This window comes from Desulfocicer niacini, from assembly GCF_054657595.1.
Window position 1 is genome coordinate 135,238 of record NZ_BAAHYK010000006.1, and the last position, 21,750, is coordinate 156,987.

Below are 21,750 nucleotides of genomic sequence, written 5' to 3' on the forward strand. Positions count from 1 at the left end.
GGCTCAAGAGCCGTTGTTTCTATCCAGAGTTCTATACTGAATTGCCTCGGCAATATGCTGCTGGCGGATCTCTCGGGACGGGTGAAGGTCCGCGATGGTTCTGGCTATCTTAAGGATACGGCCATATGCCCTGGCAGAAAATCCCAATTGATTTATTGCCTTTTCAAGCAGGCCAGCGGCATTGTCATCCAGGAGACAAAACGATTTAATATGCCGGGAACCCATGGCAGCATTGCAGAAAATGTTTTCCCCGGAGAATCTAAGCAATTGAATCTTTCTTGCAGCTTCGACTCGTTCCCGAATCACCGAAGATGTTTCGGGCAGCGTTTTGTTTGAAAGCTCCTGGTAGGGCACGGCAGGAACATTGATGTGAATGTCGATCCTGTCAAGCAGGGGGCCTGAAATTCTGGAGCGGTATCTTTGTATCTGAGAATGGGTACATACACATTCCCGCCGGGCATCCCCATCATAGCCGCAAGGGCATGGGTTCATGGCGGCAACGAGCATAAATTCCGCCGGAAAATTCAGATGATTTCCGGCCCGGGAAATGGTCACACTGCCGTCCTCCATGGGCTGGCGCAGCACCTCCAGCACATTACGCCTGAATTCCGGAAGTTCATCCAGAAAAAGTACTCCATTGTGCGCCAGGGTTACCTCTCCGGGCTGGGGGCGAAGTCCGCCCCCCACAAGCCCCGGGGCAGAGATGGTATGATGGGGAGAACGAAAGGGCCGGGTGCTCACAAAAGGCCTGTTCTCCCGAAGAAGCCCGGCCGCGGAATAAATCCGGGTGGTTTCCATGGCCTCGTCATAACTCAGGCCAGGCAGAATGGAAGGAAGGCGTTTGGCCATCATGCTTTTTCCGGAACCAGGGGGCCCGGTCATGAGCATGTTATAGTATATATAACCCTTGACAGCTAAAAGATGTTCTTTTAGACAATCTATAACTTTCAAGGGAGATATTAAACATGCCAGAAAAAATACCACATGAGCCTCACTGCTACGTTTACATTCGGTTTTCAACCCAAGAACAAGAGAACGGCGATAGCCTCCGTCGACAATTGAGTTTAGCAAAGTCCTTTGCAAAAGAAAAGAATTTAACAATCAATGATTCTTATATCTTAGTCGACGACGGCTTATCAGGTTTTTCAGGTGCACATAAAAAATATGGAAAATTTGGAGAGTTTTTAAAATCCGTTGAACAAAATAAAATTCCAAGGGGTTCTTTCTTACTCATAGAATCACTTGACAGGCTATCCCGCCAAGACCCACTTGAAGCCTTTACCCCTTTCCAAACAATTATCAATAAAGACATCACTATTGAGACTACAGGCTCAATAAGATCAACATATTCAAAGGAAGAGCTCACAAAAAATCCTATGAGCATTTTGAGCTCAATGCTCGAAATGATAAGAGCCAACTCTGAAAGCTCCCATAAATCGGAAAGGTTATCAGAAGCGTGGCAAAATAAAAAATTGAAGGCTTCAAAGGATAAAACACCCATGACCTCAAAGGCCCCGGCATGGGTCAACCTTAATAAAGAGATCATGGTTTATGAAGAAATCCCCGAACGATGCAAACTTGTCAAAGAAATTTTTGAAATGTCCGCAGAAGGAATTGGGATGTTTTCAATAACCCGCAGTATAAACAAGCAAAAAATACCCACTTGGCAGCCAAATATATTAAAAAATACACAAGGTTGGCGAAAATCATACATATACAAAATCTTACACAACAGGGCAGTGCTGGGCGAATTTCAACCGCACAAATTAATTGAAAGAAAAAAACCCAGAGCAGACATTAAAGGCATGAAAAAAAGCATCCCGGACGGGGACCCAATCACAGGCTATTTCCCACCGATCGTTTCAGAAGAACTGTTTTATAGGGTTCAAGAAAGATTAAAGGCGAATACTGGTCGAGGCGGCAAAACGGGGAAAATATCAAATCTTTTCTCTCATGTAGCCAAATGCGGTTATTGCGGCTCATCAATGTCGTTTGTCAATAAAGGGGCTCTACAAAGTGATAAATCTTTTGTGTGTGACTCTGGCAGACGAGGCGTTGGATGCAAATACGTTTCTTTTCCTCACCATGAGTTTGAAGAGGCCTTTCTCAGATTGTGCAACGAGCTCAATGTTGAAGACCTCATTGTTGACGCTGATAATGTAAGAGCCAAAAAAATCAAGCAACATAAGGATAAAATTGAAAGCATTAATGGGCAAATAGACGCAGTCGAAACAAAAATTAATAGCTTAAATATTCGGCTTGATGTGGCAACCAACCCTGATCAAATAAAGGACATGGTGGCACAACAGGCACAAGCATATGAAGAAAGAACACAATTACAGCAAAACAAGAAAATATTAAAATCCAAACTCAGCACATTGGAAAACCAAGGAGCCACGGACAAAGGGCACTTAGAGACCATACAAAAACTTTTTCACCAGTTAACCACAAAATCTGGTGAGGAGTTAATTCTATTACGTTTTAAACTGAGATCGGCCATCCGTGAGCTTGTTAAGGAAATCAAAGTATTTCCTGAAGGTATGCGAGAAAAAACTCTATCTTTTAAAAATTTCAAGCCAGAATATATCACCACAATGAAGGAAGAGATTAAAGACCAGATTTCCTCAATTGAAGCAATCATGCTTGAATTCGATGACTCATTCCCCCCCGATCAGGTTAAAGACGCAAAAACAAAATTAAAGACTCTGCGTGAAGAACTCCGAAACTATGATTCACTGCACACAGGGAAAGAGCAACGTGAATTTCATGTCTTTTTTAAATCAGGGGCCTTCAAAGCAATCGGATATGACCCTATGGAAGGATATGGAATCTCTTCAGAATTAAATGAGAAATACTTGCGAATTGGAGATGGCTACAAAATGAAGGGGAACTTTTTAACGATAGGAAAACAAATCGACAAAAAATCAATCAGTCCCACATCCTTTGGAAGTGGCCCCATGGATGTCAGTGATAGTTTAGCTAAAAGAATAAATAAAATGCTTCAAAAGCCTGACTCTTTTCAACCCAAATTCAAAAAGGTTCTTTTCAATCCTCATCCTGAAAAAAAACGCATGATTGAAACTACCTCTCAAATTATTGAACTGCGGGATAAAGGCCTTAAATGGGCAGAAGTCAAAGAAGTGTTAGAAACCCGGAAGATCAAAACCTTCAAGGGGTATTCAACATGGCACGCCGGTACCCTTTCAAGAATTTATAAAGAGGCCAAAGGGAAAAAATAATCTCTGTTTACTTAACAAAGGGGTATAAACTAACACCTTTCTTTTTTAACTAACTGAATTATTTGATTTTTATTAGGAAAACCCATGCTGAGTCAATTATATAAGGAAAAAGAGGCTTTAGACAATCTAAACGTATACAATCATGATGACAAACTTACTCTTTTAGCCATTAAACAACCGACCATGAAACCTGGAGAAAGTGGGTATGTCCCGCCATTAAATCTCAAAGAAGGATGGAAATGTCAGGGCTGTGTGGAAGATAACCGGGATAAAAATGGTGACAAGGTCGTGGTTAATTATTTCACCAAAGATTTGCTCGGATATCCAGAGGAAGTGGTAAAAGATTTTTACAACTCCATGAAAAGATATTATTCCAAAACCACATCAATAGCTGACATCTTGAAAAGCATAAGGGAGGATTGGTCGGCTGATCCCCATTTCATCAGTAAAGAGGAATATGAAAAATCCCACCCCACCAGACAAAAATTGTTCCATCCAATATATGAAAAGGCTGTCAAACTCTCAAACGGCATAAAGATGATTTCCAAAAGAAATTACGTTTACCTCAACCTCACCTGTCTGCCGGAAACCTTACTTTCAAGATACAGGCTTTCCTTGGAACAAATGAAAAATCTCTGTGATAAGGGTATTCTCAGTTACACCGGAAAAGCAACCAGTGCCAGGGGGATAATGGAAGCACTGAGATATCATCTTTATAGTAAATGGTCTGTGAAGGAATATGAGCACAACATTCTTTTGGATGGAAAAATTGGAAAAATCATTTTGGATGATCTCAAACGCCATGACAAAGGCGACTCTAATGGAAACCATTACGCAACAACATCCTATCTATTGGGCGGAAAGTCCTCTCAAATATGGATCAAGAGTTATAACGTCACAGCCAAAGAAGAAAAGAGAGCTGGTAACCGGGAGGCTGACCTCTATAAAATTGAGATTACTTTCAGGGGGCCATTTTTTAAAGCAAAGGACATGAAGGACATTCGTAAATTTATTGATCAACCTCATATACAAGAAGTTTTGTCGGAGTGGATACGGGCAAAACTAAAGTGGGTTTTAAAAAAACTGGAAAAAGAAACAAAGGCAAAACTCAAGCGTGAATACGGCGTGAAGAATGAGGATGAATTGCTTGACCGAATAATGGACAAGGAAAGAACTTTAACACACATTCAGAAGCGGTTAGATAAGATCAATGCCGAAATCAAGAATCTTGAGCATAAGAAAGTGAGTGCGAGCAAAGCAGCTTGAATTTAGCATAAAATTTTTCGGTTTATGCATGAAATAAAAAGGACTGGATGAAACTCATTCATGGAGTTTTCGGAGTCACTAAAAAATGGCTGCATGAAGATCATTCCAAGAGTTTTTTAACTCTCTAAAAAGAACGGGAAAAATGAATTTTTTTTACAGTTCTTACATGCAGTAAAAAACACATACCACATATATATGAAATATAATGAGGTGAATTATGGAACCAACTATTGATAATGAATTTAGAGACTTGATTGATCCGCTTACAACTGAGGAATACAAAACACTTGAGGCAAGCATTAAGGAAGAAGGGTTACGCCACCCATTAATCATATGGAAGGAAGAAAACATACTTCTTGATGGTCATAACAGGTTCGAAATATGCCAAAAAAACGACATTGAACTTAAGTACACACATTTAGCCTTCTTAAATAGGGATCAAGCTAAAAAATGGGTTTATAATAATCAGTTAGGACGTCGCAATCTCACCAAAGAACGAAAAAGCTATATAATTGGAAAACAGTACGAGCTTGAAAAAAAAATGCATGGTGGAGACCGGAAAAGTGATGATGCAAAATCAAGTGATCAAAATGATCACTTGAAATCAACGGCTGATTCATTGGCAAAGAAAAATGGTGTTGCCGGAATAACCGTCAGACGAAATGCAAAATATTCCGAAGCCGTTGATATAGTTGCAGACCTGACGACTAATTTCGAAGCCAAAAAAAAGGAACTTCTTTCAGGCCATGCCAAAATAAGTAAAAAGGAGTTAATCGAAGTAGCCAACTTAGCCAAAACAGATAAAGAAGCAGCAAAGGCCATGCTGGAAGGTATGGAAAGCGCCCCTACTACTGAAAAAACGCCTAAAAAGAAGTTGAAAAAACCTACACATAAAAAATTATCCATTAAATTACCCATTGAAGTATATGAAGAATTTGAAAGACTGAAAAAGGCCAGCTGTGAGAAAGAGGGAAGTCCATTATCCATTGCAGAAATCATTGAAAAAGCATTACCAAATATAAATTCTCTGTTCTCAAATGAAGAGAAAGAACCTTCCCAAAATGAACAAGATCTTTCTAATGAAGAAACAACAACGTCTTCAGCTTACACAAAAAAACCCTCAGAAATGAACTTAAAGGCAATAACCAATGAATACTGGCAATTTCTGTATAAATTCATCTATGATAATTACAAAGACGGAAATGGAAGCATGACATTAAAACAAATAGCGAAAGAACTTGAGACTCTTGGGGTTAAAACGGAACGGGATAGGACGTCTTGGAATATACAAAAAATATCAGAATTGTTTAATGCAGAAGCCATCCGCCGAGCAAGGCAAAAGGAAAAACAAAAATGATTGAAATTAAAAACATCAACTGGGATAGTAATGCCGTGGAAAGAGAAGACCTTAAACTGGCAGAATACGCACAAAACAAAGGATTTTCTGTCATGTCTATGGATGGAAATATTTCAACTCCTCCGGTCACCCCCATTATTTTTATAGCAAATGATAGGATTGTATGGAAAACAAGTGATGGCTGGAATTTTATTTCACAAGACAAACCTGCGGAAAAATCTTTCGGCAACCTGAAAGATGCCCTTGACAATGACTAATAAAAATTATGATCCTTTAACCGGTCATCCTATAGTGAATGAAATCTTAAAAATTTTGATCGGTTATAGGCTCAGAATCTATAGCCCAACTTCCACCCATCTGATCCAGTCAAAAACACAAAAGGAAAAATAAAATGAATATGTTTGAAGAAATAAAAAATCAGAATCTTGTGGTCAATTACACAGAAACAGGCATGGAAAGACTGGCAGTTGAGGTATTCAGGGTTAAAACAGGGTTTGTTTTTTTGATGTTGGTTGGTGTGAAAATTTTGGTGGCCATCCCTTGCATTTGGTTGAGGGAAAAATTAAGTGGGCCAAAGACCATTGGGAAGTTGATGCGAAGGGGTACGGACTTGTAAAGGTTGAACTATACAGCCCTGAAAAACACCCAGAATTGGTTATGAACAATGACACATGGGAAAGGTACCTGCAAACCGATGGAAAGGATAAGGGTAGCCGGGAAAGGGCCTTGCAAGTGTTTAGAAGGGATTTTGGGGGATTCATTATGTAAAACAAAAAAGGCCTTGTTTTAAAAAGGGACAGCCCGGTTAAAACCGGTTGTCCCTTTTTTGTTAAGTCCATGGAAGGTGATGTTTATGGCCATGATGATTTTTTTCATGTTTATTGTTGAGGTTATGTGGGGCGTGATATGATTATTATTGAATCAGTAACTGGTATCCGTATGGGCCGGTGCATTATCAGAAATGGCCAATGGGAAGGGATAAAGGGCGGACCCGATGACGAAGTACAGGCGGCGTTTGAAAGGCATGTTAAGGGAACTTATAATGCTGTCACCAAGATGCCCATAAGGCCCTGGGAGGGCGACGTTGACTGGATCATAGGGGAAAGGATAGTGGAAACATCACAAGTCCTTAAAATAGGCTTTTTCAGGCCTTGCATTATAGATCCCGATGTGGAGTATTGACCCGGGAATGATCCGGCCACAACACAACAACCATGAAAAAATATGAACATTGTTCAAAAAGAAACCCTCTGTAAAATATTTTCAATTAATAGCACATTGAGAGCGCAATGGAGAATTTGGCCACATTTTTTGTGTGGCCTGGCCAGGAGCTGCGTTCCGCTCGGATCATCGTTGATGAAAGTGGTTGAGCACATAGAAAATGCCAACACAGGATCAGAAACGCTGAAGACGAATGTCTTAATTATTTAGATTCGGTTGAAAAACGCAGAAAGTTCAATTGCTATAAATAGAGAGGATTTATAACCAGGTCCCTTCATCAAATTTTTACCACATTATAGATATTTCTCTCCAGCCATTCAAGTTACATTCTATATATTCCTTGACACATTAATTTTATCGCCATATGAAAAGATAGCTTTTCAGTTTGATACAATGCCGAACCCTTTTAAAGAGGTGCTAATGCATTCTGTAATTTGGCTTTTCTACTGCTGTATTATTGTCTGTTACATCATAGGAGGCGCAATACTGATTATTTATGGCTTTCCCAAAGTAATAAACGCTGATGATGTTCATACATTGCTACCGGCCAAGGAGTGGACACCAGATCTTTATAAAAAATTCAAACGGAATGATTTAATATCACGCCTCGGTTTATCTATATTGTTAACAGGGGTTTTCTTTCAAGGGGTCATATTTGGGGTCGAGTGTCTACTAAAGGAAGTGTAACCAACGAAATAAATGATTTTCCAGAGAGGAGAGACAAACAGTGCGGAGATTGATTTTCATAGTTTGGCTTCTATTTGTTGTAACTTCGGCGGCTCATGCAGACATTTATAAATGGAGAGATACAAACGGGATTCTTCATTTTGGGGATCAACCGCCCGTTGGATCAAAATTTGAAAATCTTGATAAACCGCTAAATGAGCAACCTTTGCCACCTAAAAAAGAAAATAAAATAACCCCTCAAATAACAAAAAGAATAGCCCCTCCAAAAGTAACAAAAGAAAAACAAATACAAAATCAAATAGACCTGTTGTTGGGAGGGCTTTGGATGTGTTCAGGTGAAAGGAGTTATTTGTGTCAATATAGAGGTGTAACCAGTTTTGAATATAGCGATGGAAAATTAATAAAAGAAACAATGTATAATGATGGAAGCATGTCAAAGAATGAGATATTGTTTACCGGACCCTATTATTTTAAAGAAAAAGACAATGAACATGGGGAATATTATATGTTCGGGCGTAATAAGTTATTAGAAGTTTATGGAAACAATGGGTTAATTTATAAAATGAAACAGTTAAGGCGTTAAGGGCATGTTGAACTCCAGAGTTTTACTTAACCAGGGACTCAACATGAGCATGAATTAGGCTTTATGTTCACCACAAAATATTAATATAAAAATGAACGTTTTTACTTTATAAAAAATTAGATAAAAACCATTGACTTTCATTTAATAAAATCATAAATAATAAGCATGTATTTTAGGTTTTCTTTTAACTTTCCAAATTGGGGATCAAAACATGCCTAAAACGGTTGCTTATTTGAGGGTCTCAACTGCTAACCAAGATACGGACAAAAACAAAGCGGACATCTTAACCTTTGCCAATGACAAAAAATTTGGCCATGTTGAATTTGTTGAAGAAAAAGTCTCCGGTAAAATAAGCTGGAAAAAGCGGAAGATTCAGAAAATTATTGATGAGCTTGGAGAGGGCGACCGTTTAATTGTCCCCGAGCTTTCCCGCCTTGGTCGGTCAATGCTTGAAATTATGGAAATTCTTTCAGTGGCCAAAGAAAAGGAAATCAGCATTTATGCAATTAAAGGCAACTGGGAACTCAACGGCACCATTCAAAGCAAACTGATTGCCATGTGCTTCAGTATGGCGGCAGAAATTGAAAGGGACCTGATAAGCTCCAGAACTAAGGAAGCACTAAAGGCAAGGAAGGCGGCAGGGGTTATACTCGGAAGACCCAAAGGCCCCGGGAAATCAAAGCTGGACCCCTTTAAAGAAGAAATCATTGCCCTTCTTAATAATGGGTCAACCAAGACATTCGTTGCCAAAAAATATGGATGTTCATTGCCCAACCTGCACAACTGGTTAAATAAAAACAAAGCTGAGATTTCAAATTAAATTCCCTACCGCTCAAAAGACCTTTTCAGAAATTGAAACAGCTGATACTATAATGCCCCAAGATTAAAACCAAGCGTTTTTCAAGGGGCATTTTTTATGAAATATATCAAAATCCTGATTCCAGTATTATTTTTTTTACTCTTCCTTTTCCCAGCAGTCCTTATGGCATCCGGCCTTCAGCCCATTGTCCTTGACCCCGCATACAACCATGATAAATGGCAAACCCTTCCTCAAGATAAAATTTTTCAATTTGCAGCTTATACAACTTCATTTGATAGCGCTGACAATAATGATAAAGACGGGGACCCTGATAAATGGGGTATCCCGGAATGGGTGGCCTTTGAAATTAAAAGGGTTACCACTGAACACCACCTTGAAAAACGCCCCAAATGGATGACAGATGAAGCTTTGCACAACGAAGGGGTGGCACCGGATGACCAAACATATGCAGTGTCCGGGGTGAGCGAAATTAAAGAGGTTAAAACAGATTACCGGTTTGTCCGGGGCCATATGTGCCCCAAAGACACAGCGGAAAGAATAAGTGCTGATGCCGCTTACAACACCCATACTGTTTTAAATGCAGTGCCTCAACTTCAATGGCAGAACAACGGGATCTGGAAGACCCTTGAACAACAATGTAATGATTGGGCGGACAAGTTTGGTCAGGTATGGGTAATATGCGGCCCTGTATTTTTCGGCAAGTCTCCGGCCATGTGGCTCGGACAAGATGGAGAAACAAAGGCGGCCATTCCTGATGCATTGTTTAAAATTGTGATTAGAGAAGATGGCGGCGTAAACGGGGTAGACACCCTGGCATTCCTTATACCTAACATATTACCGAAATCTGAGCGGGATTTAAGCCATTTCCTGACATCCATTGACAGGGTTGAAGCCCTGACCGGTTTGGATTTTATGACAATTCTTGATGATGATATTGAGAAAAGAGTGGAAGTAAAAGAAACTGAAAGCGTGGAATGGTAATGTCTTGCCAATTTGAATGAGGGTTTATCTCCAATAAAGTTTGATTTTAAATATTAGCTGGAATGTTCATTTGGCTTTTCTTTTTTAATAAAAACGAAGGTAGTGGTGCAACGAGATGATGATGCCTTTTCTATAAATCTACGTCAAGCATCGGGAATATGGTGCCGATTGAGAGTTTTAAATTAAAATCATCATAATAAATGCAGGACTACCAAAACGAATTCATATTAGTATGGTCGATTATCAATTCTAATTTTAAATGGAGATAAAATGAGTGGTCTTAATGTTCTATCGAAATATTTTGGATCAGGAACCGCAGAAACCGAATCATCGTTTTTAGACAAAGCATTTGTTCCCCATGAAGATTATTTAAGCATAATTACTCTACAACCAGCAAGTCCTCGTCTACTTATAGGTAAAAAAGGAAGCGGGAAATCAGCATTTTTAAGATTTTTTAAATCACAAATGGCTGATGGAGGTGCTCCTGCTCTAATGTTGAGGCCAAAAGATATCCATTTAGAAATCAATGATACTAACGACACTTCATTGGGCTATTTAACTAGGGTTGCCGAAAAAGCCATTCTTAAAGCCATTGGCGTCCAGCTCGGTAAGGATATAGAAGGTTTAATTATAAAAGATACTGATAAAGAACTCTTCTCATTAGCCCAAAAAGAAGGATATAAAAATGACGACACTGTTCAAAAAATTCTAAGGATATTGGCCCCGATCGGCCAAACTATCTCAAACGTAGACTTTAAAAAAATTGCAGCATCAACTCATGGCATAAGTGATCAAAAAATCAAAACTGCGGTTAAATCCACTTTGTCTGGATCTCAAAGATTTTTTTATCTCCTGATTGATGATACGGATCAACTTGCACCACCTGACAATTCTAATCAACTTAACCGAATTTGGGCATTTTTATTAGCGACTCGTTCTATTATGGAAGAATGTGACAATATCAAATGTATAATAACATTGAGAAATGAAATTTGGAAACGGCTTGGTAGGAACGAAGCCGGACAGCGGGATCAAGTGGATCATTTCAGAACGTTTATTCATCTGCTGAACCCTGATGAAGATGCTGTAAGAAAAATAATTGAAAAGCGTATAAAATTAGCTTGCAATGAATATAAAGGTGAAATTTACCAAGAACCATATGGCCCTTTTTTTGATGAACGACGAGTAACGATACCTAGTACCGAGAATATTAAAAGATATTGGGTGGATTTCATTGTTAAAAGCTCAAGGGAAAGACCGAGAGATGGTATCCAATTGGTTTCGATGTTGGCAAAAGATGCAATAAAAAAAAAATGGGGTAAAATAAAGTCGAATAATGCAACTGCTATATTTAACACTTACTCAGAACAACGAGTCGATGATTTAAAACGTGAAGTAGATGAGGAGTGCCCAGCAATAAAAGAGATAGTAAGGTCGTTCGCATCAATTAATTATGATGCCGGTTCATTCACTCTAAAGCCAGACTCAGCTTATGAATATTTAAAAAAAATGCCGAATAGATTCTCTTTAACCTTATTTGGCAAGACTTTAAATTCTGAAAAGAAAGCTGATATTTTTTTACTATGGCAATTTTTACATGAGGTTGGTTTTCTAAATGCTAGAATATCAGATGAAAGGATGAAAGACGGTTATAGGCATATTACTGTTGATGACGATCCCGATTTAGTTTCAATGGCAAGGTGGAATGATATGCAGAAAATTGCTTGGGAAATTCATCCCGCATATCGAAGTTATTTGATTAAAATTCAAAAAGAGAATTCATTTAACATTGGATTTCCAAATAAAATTTCTCATTATTAAAATCAGAATATTTCGGCAATCCCATTATTAACGTTTTCTAATAAAGGCAACTGGCGGGGTATCTTGGAATACTTCTCACCAGCGATTCAACTGGGCTTAACTGCAACACCCAAACGAAAAGGCAATGTTGATACCTATGCATATTTCGGTGAGCCTGTTTATATTTACTCACTGAAAGAAGGTATCAATGATGGATTTCTAAGCCCATTCAAAGTAAATCAAATAGCCACAACCATTGATGATTACAGATACACTTCCGATGACAGTATTGTTCAGGGAGAAGTGGAACAGGGTAAATTATACGGGGAAAAAGAATTTAACCGGACAATTGAAACTGAAGAAAGGGAGGCCTACCGTGTCAAGCTGTTTATGGACAGAATTGACCAGACTCAAAAAATATTAGTGTTCTGCTCCATCCAGGAACATGCCCTTCTAATCCGGGACCTGATCAACAAACAAAAACAAAACCAGGATACCAACTATTGTATCCGAGTCACTGCAAATGATGGAGAGGAGGGGGAGCGGTGGTTGAGGGTCTTTCAGGATAATGAAAAAACAATTCCAACGATCCTGACAACTTCACAAAAACTTTCAACAGGTGTGGATGCCCGCAATATCCGCAACATAGTATTGATGCGCCCTATTAGCTCGATCATTGAGTTTAAACAAATTATTGGACGTGGCACCCGTCTATTTGATGGCAAGGATTATTTTACCATTTATGACTTTGTCAGGGCATATGAATTTTTCAGTGATCCAGAGTGGGATGGAGAACCCCTTGAACCAGAAGTATGCAAGCGGTGTGGCAATTCCCCTTGCACTTGTGTGATTGATCCACCGGAACCTTGCCCGGTATGTGGCAAGAGCCCTTGCGAATGCGTGAAAGAGCCGGAGACCTGCCCTATATGTGGACAAACCCCTTGTGTGTGTAACAATAAAGTCATCATAAAGATAAAACTGGCAGATGGAAAGGCGCGGACCATTCAACATATTTCTGCCACCAGCTTTTGGGGACAGGATGGACAACCAATATCTGCAGCTCAATTTATTGAAGGTCTGTATGGCGAATTACCAGAATTGTTCAAAGATGAGGATGAACTGAGAATATTATGGAGTAACCCCGATACCCGGAAAAATTTACTGAAAGGGTTGGAAGAAAAGGGCTATGGTTTAGATCAACTAAAAGAAGTTAAGCAGTTGATAAATGCGGAGAATAGCGACCTTTTTGATGTACTTGCATACATAGCCTATGCTTTGCCCCCAATAAGCCGTGAGGAGCGTGTTAACGGCCATAAAAACGGCTTTATTAACAAGTACACGGACCCGCAAAAAGAATTCCTTTCATTTGTGCTCGGACATTATATTTCACAAGGGGTTGGAGAACTGGATCAGGCAAAGCTGCCGGACTTGCTTCAATTGAAATACCATTCCATTGGGGATGCCATGACAGAACTGGGAAGTGCTTCAGAAATATTGGATGTCTTCATTGGTTTTCAGAAGCATTTGTATGAGCCCCAAATGACCATGTAACTCTTCAGACTGTCTGGATGGGCTTTTACTGAAAGATTGAAGACGCTACCAAATATAATTAAAATATCCAGAGGATGTCCATCTTCAAATTCATCAAGCCCTAAGAGTTTGCGTTGTGCGTGAGGGTAGGAGAAGAAAACATCACTATCAAGGAAGCCATGAACCCTATAGATGGATGGTCTAAAGATCCCTGATCTAAGAAAGAACCCTGATGGAGAATTTGGAAAAGGGCAAGCATACGTGATACTCTATCATAGGAAAAGGCGATGAATATAACTTGTCAAAGATATAAACCAGTCATAAGGGGGAACACGACATGATGGAAACTGAAGATATTGAAATTCTTGCCGACGCAATCTCAAAAAGAATTATGGCACAGCCGAGGTGGCTGAAAATAAAAAATGCCGCCCAATATTCCGCGTACGGTCAAAAGAAATTAATGGAGCTGGCCCTTGATGGGAAAATCATCGGGTATCAAGATCCGGACAATGGCCGGGGAGACTGGATTTTTGATAAACAAAGCATAGATGAATACCGCCTTTCACATGCCGCCTTTAATCCCGAGGTTGATATTGCAATGAATAAAGCATTGGATTCGCTGTATTCATAAATAATTTTTTTTTAGATTCCCCCAAAGGATCGTGATAACATCCTAAAATAATTATAAAAGTCAAAATTATTTCAAGGGGGTTAAACAGTTGACATTATGAGAAGATTATGCCTTCCGGTTGCCGCAATTTCCAGGGCTCTTTTCACATGATTCTGCCCCATGACATGGCAAAAATCAAGCCCTCCGTCTCCATGTATTTCCCCCAGGATACCAGCCAAATCGCAGGTTAAAGGAGTAATGGTTTCAAAGCCTGAAAAAAAATTAACCGCCCGGGTCAGGCTATCCACGGGCAATATCTCAAGCCCCTGGACTACAGAAGCCTCCTTGCCGTTCTCCCGGGGAACAAGAATGCCCTGAAGTCCTTTCTCCCTTGCGGACAAAGCCGCAGCCATCACCCCTGCCACCGGTTTAACCCTTCCATCCAGGGACAATTCTCCCACCATGCTGTACCGGGCACAGAAATCTGCGGAAATAATGTCCGATGCTGCAAGGATGCCCACGGCCACAGGCAGATCAAATCCTGTTCCCTCCTTGCGGATATCTGCCGGTGCCAGGTTTACTGTGATTCTATCCATGGGGAAGGTATAACCGGAGTTTTTCACCGCAGCCTTGACCCGTTCACGACTTTCCCGCACGGAAGTTTCCGGCAGCCCCACAATATTAAACACCGGCAACCCATAGGAAATGTCCACTTCCACTTCGACAAAACAGGCATCTACTCCGGAAACAACGCTGCAGTTTATCCGTGCAAGCACACCGCCTCCTTTCATTTCCTGCAAACATTTACATGAGCAAGCCAAATATTTACTATTTTCAGGCTGATTCATATCAGGATCGCCCTGATACAGCACTAACGCAAGCCTACCTGTTCCCCTATCCAGCACAAGCCTGCGCTCATATCAAGCGCAAATACTGATTTTTCCAAAAATGGGGCTTTCGAAAAAAATTTAAAAATAACCATAACACATTCATTTTAAAATAAGAACATAAGGAGATTATTTTGCCAATTATTTTGCCTTCATCAATGAAATCAGGTATAAGCAACTCTTAAGATGGATTTTTAATCACAGGCCCTTTTGTCATCTATTCTTACAGGGCTTTTCATATGAAGCTTACAGGGCTTTTCATATGAAACTCAGACCAGATATTTGGAATAATTAGAGTTTCAATCTTCGTTGTGTCCGGCAGGACATGTGGGTTATATATAAACTTGGGGCTTAATCATAACATCCACCACCTATGGGGGAAGTCAGTCACAATCGAATTCAAAAGTAACATTGTACGCAAAGGAGCAAGTCCAGGATGCACCATGGATCCTGATTTACAATAAAATGACCAATTACTACCCACAACAGACCCTGGCCCGGAAAATCACCTGTAAAGGCATAGGAGTCCACTCCGGCAAACAGGCCACCATCACCATTCATCCGGCTCCGGAAAACCATGGCATACGATTCAAAAGGGTTGATCTGCCCGGAACCCCGGATATTCCCGCCCTGTTTAAAATGGTGGTGGATACCAGTCTTGCCACGGTGGTGGGCAATGAAGGGGCCATTGTATCCACCATTGAGCATATCATGGCCACTTTTTCCGGTCTTGGCATTGACAATGCCCTGGTGGAAATAGACGGATACGAAATGCCCATCATGGACGGCAGTGCCGCTGTTTTCACAGACAAGCTCATCCAGGCCGGGCTTAAATCCCAGGACAAACCCCGATGGTTTTTTGTTGCCACCCGGCCCATGGAAATCATACAGGAGGACAAATTTGTATCCGTAACCCCCGCCCGGGGGCTCACCATCACCTGCTCCATCACCTTTGACTCCCCCCTCATCGGTACCCAGAAGCGAACCTTCCACCTTTCGGCCCAGTCATTTGAAAAAGAAATCAGCCCGGCCAGAACCTTTGGATTCACAAGGGATCTCATCTATCTTAAGCAGTTCAGCCTGGGACGCGGCGGCAGCCTTGATAACGCCGTGGTCATTGACCATGACAAAATTTTAAATGACGGCGGCCTCCGCTTCCCGGATGAATTTGTCAGGCATAAACTGCTTGACTGTCTCGGTGATTTTTCCCTGCTTGGCATGCCCATCCAGGGCCACATTGTCACCCACAAATCCGGTCATGCCCTGAACCATGCATTTATCCGGAAGTTTCTCGGCGCCACGGATGCCTGGGAAACCCGTCCTGTTGAAATGATTAATTAACCATGAAACTTCCCGGACATCTCCGACATTCTCCAGGGTTTGCTCTGATCTTCTTTTTAATTACAGTGCTTTATGCCACAAACACCCTGGCAGAAAAAGCATTTCTGGACAATGTCACCCTCACCAACACACGGGATCATCTGGTTGTCTACTTTAATGTGGAAAACGCCTTTACCCCCAAAATAAATGAAGCGGTTCTCAACGGAATCCCCACCACATTTACCTTTTACATCTCGTTGTACCGGGCCAGGGAAAGCTGGTTTGACAAAAAAATTGCCACCCATACAATATCCAACACCCTGAAATACAATGCCATCAGGGAAAATTTTTCACTGACAAGGCCATGGAAGTCACAAGACCCCCTTGTGATTAAAACCCTGGATGCCGCAGAAAAGCAGATGACAGACATCTATGGATTCATTATCATCCCCATTGATCAAGTGATTCCCGGAAAGAAATATCAGATCCGTATAAAAGCGGAAATGAAAAAAATAAAACTGCCGCTGTACCTGCACCATGTTTTCTTTTTTCTGTCCCTTTGGAATTTTGAGACAGACTGGTACACCATGGATTTTACATACTGACGGGCCGATTCCATGCCAAATCCCCACACATTTTCTCCACCGCCTGCCACGGACAGCACCCCGGGCAAGTCCCGATTCAGGAAAGAGGGCCTTGTTATGCTCATGCTCCTGTTCCTTGTGGGAATCTTGACATTTGCAGAAACAAGGATCACCGATATTGGGGATCAGTTTCCCATATCCAATGCCGTTCTGGTCTTTATTCTCATCAACACCAACCTGTTGCTGCTGCTCTCCCTGATTCTGCTGGTATTCAGAAATCTTGTAAAACTCTACTACGAAAAGAAAAACAAACAGTTCGGCACCCGGTTTAAAACAAAACTGGTCATGGCGTTTGTGGCTCTGGCCCTTTTGCCCACCACTGTGCTGTTTTACTTTTCCATTCATTTCATATCCCGAAGCCTCACTTTCTGGTTCGATGCTCCGGTGGAGCAGACCCTGGAAAACGCCCTCACCCTGGGACGAGAGCTCTATGATTTTGTAGAAAACCGCAACCTGTTTTTTGCCAGGCGAGCCATTTACCACATCGAATCCCGGGAATTGCTCTCCCCGGACAACCTCCAGGACCTCACCCGTTATATTCAGGTGGTCCAGCGGGCATTCAACCTGCATGGGGTGGAACTTTATACCCCGAATGCCAAACGGCTCACAATGTCCCTCACCCATGAGCTGAGCCAGCAGCCATTTGGCATACTGACCAGCAATGAGCTTTTGGATCTCCATGAAAATCAAACGGCTCGATCCGTAATCCAGAATATCAATGCCGGAGAAATAGTCAGAACCATCACCCGGATTCCCCTGGATGCCGCTCCAGAAAAAACCATGGGATTTCTGGTGACCACCACCCTGCTGCCCCGGGAAATCTCCCGACACCTTGTCTCCATTTCCCAGGGAACAGAAACCTACCGGCAAATTAAAATGCTGAAAAAACCCATCCAGTGGTCCAACTATATGGCCCTTTCCATTGTGGCGCTACTGGCGGTGTTCTGTGCGGTGTGGTTTGGTTTTTACCTTGCCAAATATATTACCATTCCTCTGATGAAATTTGCAGAAGGCACAGAAAGGGTCACCCGGGGGGATTTAAATTATCAAATTGACTTTATTGCAGACGATGAGATCGGTACCCTCATAAACTCCTTTAATTCCATGACCCGGGAACTGGCCACCGGTCGTGAAAAACTTGCCCTATCAGAAAAAAAAATGAGACAACAGAACAGGGAAATGGAAAAAAGTCGTCAGTACATGGAGGTGGTTTTAAAAAACATTTCCGCAGGGGTGATCTCCGTTGATGCCCAAGGCACCATCACCACCATCAACAAAGCCGCCGAGGCCATGTTAAGCATTTCCTCCAATCAGATTATGGGAAAAAATTTCAGGGAAACCCTTACAAGAGATCACCTTGAACTGGCGGACAAAATCAGCCGTCAGATTCCCCACTCCCTTGCCAGCGTTGCCTTTCCTTTGTCCATAACCATCAATGGAAGCCCCCGGCATTTTGCCGCCCATTTTAATGCCCTGCACAACGAGGACCTGGAACACATGGGGGCGGTTATGGTATTTGATGATCTCACCGAACTTGAAAAAGCCCAGCGCATGGCGGCCTGGCGGGAGGTGGCAAGGCGTATCGCCCATGAGGTAAAAAACCCCCTGACCCCCATAAAGCTGTCGGCCCAGCGCCTGAAACGCAAGTACTCAAAACAGATCAATGAAAGCGTGTTTGACCAGTGCACCGAAATGATTGTGGAACATGTGGATCTCATTCGCAACCTGGTAAATGAATTTTCCACCTTTGCCAGATTTCCAGACACCCTTATGAAACCCTGCGGTCTTAAAAAAATCATAACAGAAACCATGGCACTTTACAGTGAAGGACTGACTCATGTCTCTTTGCAACTTTCCATTCCCCCGGATCTTCCCCTGCTGAACCTGGATCGTCAACAGATCAAGCAGGCCTTTATAAATCTCATTGATAATGCCGTGTCGGCCATTCATAAAAACGGCACCATCTCCATAGATGTCTCCCAGGATACCATTTTAAAACGGGTAAGAATTGAGGTGTCTGACAACGGTAAAGGAATTTCCGATGAAGAAAAGACCAGGCTGTTTGAGCCCTATTTTTCCACCAAAAAATCAGGCATGGGGTTGGGACTTGCCATTGTCAACTCCATCATCTCAGACCACGGGGGAATGATTCGGGTACAGGATAACAAGCCCAGAGGTGCCACATTTATCATTGAACTCCCTGTTTAAACGACCAATTCAAGGGTCCTGCGACCCTTAACCCCTTATCCCCATAGGAGATACCATGTTTCCTGCAATATTAATCGTTGATGACAATGCATCCATCATCGATTCCCTTGAAGGCATTCTTTCCGATGATGGGTTTGAAGTCTTTCATGCATTTAATGGATATGAAGCATTGAAAAAGATCCACACAGAATCACCGGACATTGTGCTTTTAGACATCTGGATGCCCGGCATGGACGGCATTGAAACCCTGAAAGAAATCAAAAAAGAATACCCCCACCTTCCGGTAATAATGATCACGGGCCATGGCACCATTGAGGCCGCAGTGGATGCCACAAAATCCGGGGCCTTTGATTTTCTTGAAAAACCTCTATCCATTGACCGGGTCATAGTGACCATCAACAACGCCCTGAATTTCCGACGACTGGAAGAAGAAAACCGATATCTGAGGAAAAAAAGCATTGAAAAACATTCGGTGAATGGATTCAGCAAAGCCATAAAGACACTGAACCTGGAAATAATGAATGCTGCCCCATCGGATGCATCAATTCTCATCACAGGAGAAAACGGCACTGGCAAAGAACTGGTGGCCAGAACCATCCATCATTTCAGTTCCCGCCCAGAGGGTCCTTTCATTATTGTGAATTGTGCAGCCATCCCGGAAGAAAATATTAACAGCGAGCTGTTCGGTCATGAAAAAGGGGCATTTCCCGAAGCCGTTGCCAAAAACAAAGGAAAATTTGAACTGGCCTCGGGGGGAACCCTTTTTCTGGATGAAATCGGCGACATGAACCTTGCCACCCAGGCCATGATGCTTAGAACCATTGAGACCAAAACCTTCCAGAGAATCGGAGGGGGCAGAACCATCCACACCGACGTGAGAATCATTGCCGCATCAAACAAAAACCTGGCATCGGAAATCCAGAAAGGGCATTTCAGAGAAGACCTTTTTTATCGGCTCAATGTGGTCCCCGTCCATGTCCCCCCCCTGCGGGAAAGAAAGGAAGATATTCCAATCCTCACCAAAATCTTTCTTTCAGGATGCGCCAGGGACTCCAGTAATTCCGAAAAAACCATTGACAAGGAAGCCATGGCCCTATTGGATCATTATAACTGGCCGGGCAATGTGAGGGAGCTGAAAAACCTGGTGGAGCGTCTCCACATCATGGTATCCGCAGACATCATCACCCCCGGGGATATTCCGGCACCATACAACGGTGCAGATGCCATGGGAAAGCCCGGTCTGTTCACCATTGAAACCCTCAAAGAAGCCACCCGGCAATTTGAAATTGAATTTTTAAGGCAGAAACTCTCCCTTGAAAACGGCGACATTGACGCCGCTGCAAAAAGATCAGGCATTGATCCCGGCTATCTTAAGGAAGCCATTAAAGAAAACAATGAAGAAAAACAGGATATAAAATGAGAATCATCGCCGGACAATATAAAGGCAGACGGCTTGAAGCGGTTACAGCCCAGGGTATTCGCCCCACATCGGACCGGGTCCGTGAAGCTGTCTTTAGCATTATTGCGGGCAGAATTCCCGGGGCACGTGTGCTTGATGTGTTTGCCGGCACCGGGGCACTGGGGCTTGAAGCATTAAGCCGCGGGGCAAGTCACACTACTTTCATGGATGTTTCCCCCCAGGCCTGTGAACTTATTAAGAAAAACGCAGATAGATGTGGCGCCCATGACAAGACCTGCATTATCTGCCATGACATGTCCCGGGGCATCCTGCCGGAACACATCAAGAAGGAACCTTTTACCATTATTTTCATGGATCCCCCCTATGGCACCCCCCTTCTTGAAACCGCTTTGAACAGCGGCATCCTTAACCAGGTCCTGGCCAGGGACGGCATAATCATTGCCGAACATTCCATTAAGGTAGCACTGCCCCATCCCATAACAGGCCTTGACATTCACGATCAAAGGAAATATGGAAAAACCCTGATTTCATTTTTAACACCCTCCCCATCCATGGCGGAGACCCCTTGACTCTTAACCAGGATACCCCTTTACGGAGGCTTGATCTGATTCCTCCCGCAGGTGAATCTCAGAATCGCATCCCAACCTTGCGTTTACAAGGAACTTCACATTATGAGCAGTAAAATTGAGAGAATCGCCATCTACCCCGGCTCCTTTGATCCCCTGACCAACGGACACATGGATATCATACAGCGGGCTTTGCACCTCTTTGACAAAGTCATTGTGGGCATATTGCACAATCCCAATAAAAAAGCGTTGTTTTCCGTGGAAGAACGGGTGGAAATGATCGAGAAAAGCCTTCCCAACGAACCGGGACTCAAGGTGGATGCCTTTGATGGACTCCTTGTGGATTATGCCAAACAGCAGAATGCCGTTGCCATTATCCGGGGCATGCGGGCCATATCAGATTTTGAGAATGAATTTCAGATGGCATTGATGAATCGACGGCTCAACCGGGATGTTCAGACCATTTTTCTCATGACCGGGCTTCGCTGGATTTTCACAAGCTCTTCCATCATCAAGGAAGTGGCTGCCTTTGGGGGTGATATCACGGGCATGGCACCAGGGCCGGTGAAAGTAAAAATGAAAGAAAAATTCAATTCAACAAGGATTTGAAC

General features: G+C 42.3%; 20 protein-coding genes. 18 read left to right on the forward strand and 2 right to left on the reverse strand.

Annotation, left to right across the window (positions count from 1 at the left end; genetic code table 11):
- Window positions 1-3: 3 nt before the first annotated feature.
- Window positions 4-888: a YifB family Mg chelatase-like AAA ATPase gene (locus tag ACYQ2M_RS04710; protein WP_459915168.1), complete on the reverse strand. Its 885-nt coding sequence runs from the start codon at window positions 886-888 to the stop codon at window positions 4-6.
- A gap of 77 nt (window positions 889-965) precedes the next feature.
- On the opposite strand from ACYQ2M_RS04710, the gene ACYQ2M_RS04715 reads away from it, so the two are divergent.
- From ACYQ2M_RS04715 to ACYQ2M_RS04770, 12 genes are all read left to right on the forward strand, one after another.
- Window positions 966-3,239: a recombinase family protein gene (locus ACYQ2M_RS04715; protein WP_459915169.1), complete on the forward strand. Its 2,274-nt coding sequence runs from the start codon at window positions 966-968 to the stop codon at window positions 3,237-3,239.
- Between the two features lie 84 nt (window positions 3,240-3,323).
- Entirely contained in the window at window positions 3,324-4,505 is a 1,182-nt protein-coding gene (locus tag ACYQ2M_RS04720; RefSeq protein ID WP_459915170.1) for a hypothetical protein, read from the forward strand.
- A 217-nt stretch (window positions 4,506-4,722) separates the two neighbouring features.
- Window positions 4,723-5,862: a ParB N-terminal domain-containing protein gene (locus ACYQ2M_RS04725; protein ID WP_459915171.1), complete on the forward strand. Its 1,140-nt coding sequence runs from the start codon at window positions 4,723-4,725 to the stop codon at window positions 5,860-5,862.
- Window positions 5,859-6,119 (forward strand): hypothetical protein, encoded by a 261-nt coding sequence (locus tag ACYQ2M_RS04730; RefSeq protein WP_459915172.1) that lies wholly within the window; start codon window positions 5,859-5,861, stop codon window positions 6,117-6,119. The genes ACYQ2M_RS04725 and ACYQ2M_RS04730 overlap by 4 nt, the downstream gene beginning before the upstream one ends.
- Window positions 6,120-6,402: 283 nt before the next feature.
- On the forward strand, window positions 6,403-6,630 hold the full coding sequence (locus ACYQ2M_RS04735; RefSeq protein ID WP_459915173.1) for a hypothetical protein: 228 nt from the start codon (window positions 6,403-6,405) through the stop codon (window positions 6,628-6,630).
- Between the two features lie 138 nt (window positions 6,631-6,768).
- Window positions 6,769-7,044: a hypothetical protein gene (locus tag ACYQ2M_RS04740; protein ID WP_459915174.1), complete on the forward strand. Its 276-nt coding sequence runs from the start codon at window positions 6,769-6,771 to the stop codon at window positions 7,042-7,044.
- Between the two features lie 766 nt (window positions 7,045-7,810).
- Window positions 7,811-8,353: a DUF4124 domain-containing protein gene (locus ACYQ2M_RS04745; protein ID WP_459915175.1), complete on the forward strand. Its 543-nt coding sequence runs from the start codon at window positions 7,811-7,813 to the stop codon at window positions 8,351-8,353.
- A gap of 211 nt (window positions 8,354-8,564) precedes the next feature.
- Window positions 8,565-9,173 (forward strand): recombinase family protein, encoded by a 609-nt coding sequence (locus ACYQ2M_RS04750; RefSeq protein WP_459915176.1) that lies wholly within the window; start codon window positions 8,565-8,567, stop codon window positions 9,171-9,173.
- A gap of 162 nt (window positions 9,174-9,335) precedes the next feature.
- A complete protein-coding gene (locus ACYQ2M_RS04755; RefSeq protein ID WP_459915177.1) occupies window positions 9,336-10,154 on the forward strand; it encodes a DNA/RNA non-specific endonuclease in 819 nt (272 codons plus the stop codon).
- Window positions 10,155-10,424: 270 nt separating this feature from the next.
- Complete coding sequence (locus ACYQ2M_RS04760) at window positions 10,425-11,975, forward strand: P-loop ATPase, Sll1717 family (protein WP_459915178.1); 1,551 nt, start codon at window positions 10,425-10,427, stop codon at window positions 11,973-11,975.
- A gap of 63 nt (window positions 11,976-12,038) precedes the next feature.
- Window positions 12,039-13,505, forward strand: a complete 1,467-nt coding sequence (locus tag ACYQ2M_RS04765) for a type I restriction-modification enzyme R subunit C-terminal domain-containing protein (RefSeq protein ID WP_459915179.1) — start codon at window positions 12,039-12,041, stop codon at window positions 13,503-13,505.
- A 316-nt stretch (window positions 13,506-13,821) separates the two neighbouring features.
- A complete protein-coding gene (locus tag ACYQ2M_RS04770; RefSeq protein WP_459915180.1) occupies window positions 13,822-14,115 on the forward strand; it encodes a hypothetical protein in 294 nt (97 codons plus the stop codon).
- 80 nt (window positions 14,116-14,195) lie between these two features.
- Here the strand turns inward: ACYQ2M_RS04770 and ACYQ2M_RS04775 are convergent, their stop codons facing one another.
- Window positions 14,196-14,870: a magnesium chelatase domain-containing protein gene (locus ACYQ2M_RS04775; protein ID WP_459915181.1), complete on the reverse strand. Its 675-nt coding sequence runs from the start codon at window positions 14,868-14,870 to the stop codon at window positions 14,196-14,198.
- Window positions 14,871-15,446: 576 nt separating this feature from the next.
- On the opposite strand from ACYQ2M_RS04775, the gene lpxC reads away from it, so the two are divergent.
- The 6 genes from lpxC (at window position 15,447) to coaD (ending at window position 21,748) form a co-directional block, all read left to right on the forward strand.
- Window positions 15,447-16,322: a UDP-3-O-acyl-N-acetylglucosamine deacetylase gene (gene lpxC / locus ACYQ2M_RS04780; protein ID WP_459915182.1), complete on the forward strand. Its 876-nt coding sequence runs from the start codon at window positions 15,447-15,449 to the stop codon at window positions 16,320-16,322.
- A gap of 2 nt (window positions 16,323-16,324) precedes the next feature.
- Window positions 16,325-16,906 carry a DUF4390 domain-containing protein gene (locus tag ACYQ2M_RS04785; RefSeq protein ID WP_459915183.1) on the forward strand — a complete coding sequence of 194 codons (582 nt, stop codon included), beginning with the start codon at window positions 16,325-16,327 and terminating at the stop codon, window positions 16,904-16,906.
- A 12-nt stretch (window positions 16,907-16,918) separates the two neighbouring features.
- A complete protein-coding gene (locus ACYQ2M_RS04790; RefSeq protein ID WP_459915184.1) occupies window positions 16,919-19,153 on the forward strand; it encodes a sensor histidine kinase in 2,235 nt (744 codons plus the stop codon).
- Between the two features lie 55 nt (window positions 19,154-19,208).
- Window positions 19,209-20,573, forward strand: coding sequence for a sigma-54-dependent transcriptional regulator (locus tag ACYQ2M_RS04795; RefSeq protein WP_459915185.1), 1,365 nt, complete (start codon window positions 19,209-19,211; stop codon window positions 20,571-20,573).
- A complete protein-coding gene (rsmD, locus tag ACYQ2M_RS04800) occupies window positions 20,570-21,142 on the forward strand; it encodes a 16S rRNA (guanine(966)-N(2))-methyltransferase RsmD (protein WP_459915186.1) in 573 nt (190 codons plus the stop codon). The genes ACYQ2M_RS04795 and rsmD overlap by 4 nt, the downstream gene beginning before the upstream one ends.
- A 102-nt stretch (window positions 21,143-21,244) precedes the next feature.
- On the forward strand, window positions 21,245-21,748 hold the full coding sequence (gene coaD, locus ACYQ2M_RS04805) for a pantetheine-phosphate adenylyltransferase (RefSeq protein WP_459915187.1): 504 nt from the start codon (window positions 21,245-21,247) through the stop codon (window positions 21,746-21,748).
- Window positions 21,749-21,750: the final 2 nt, after the last annotated feature.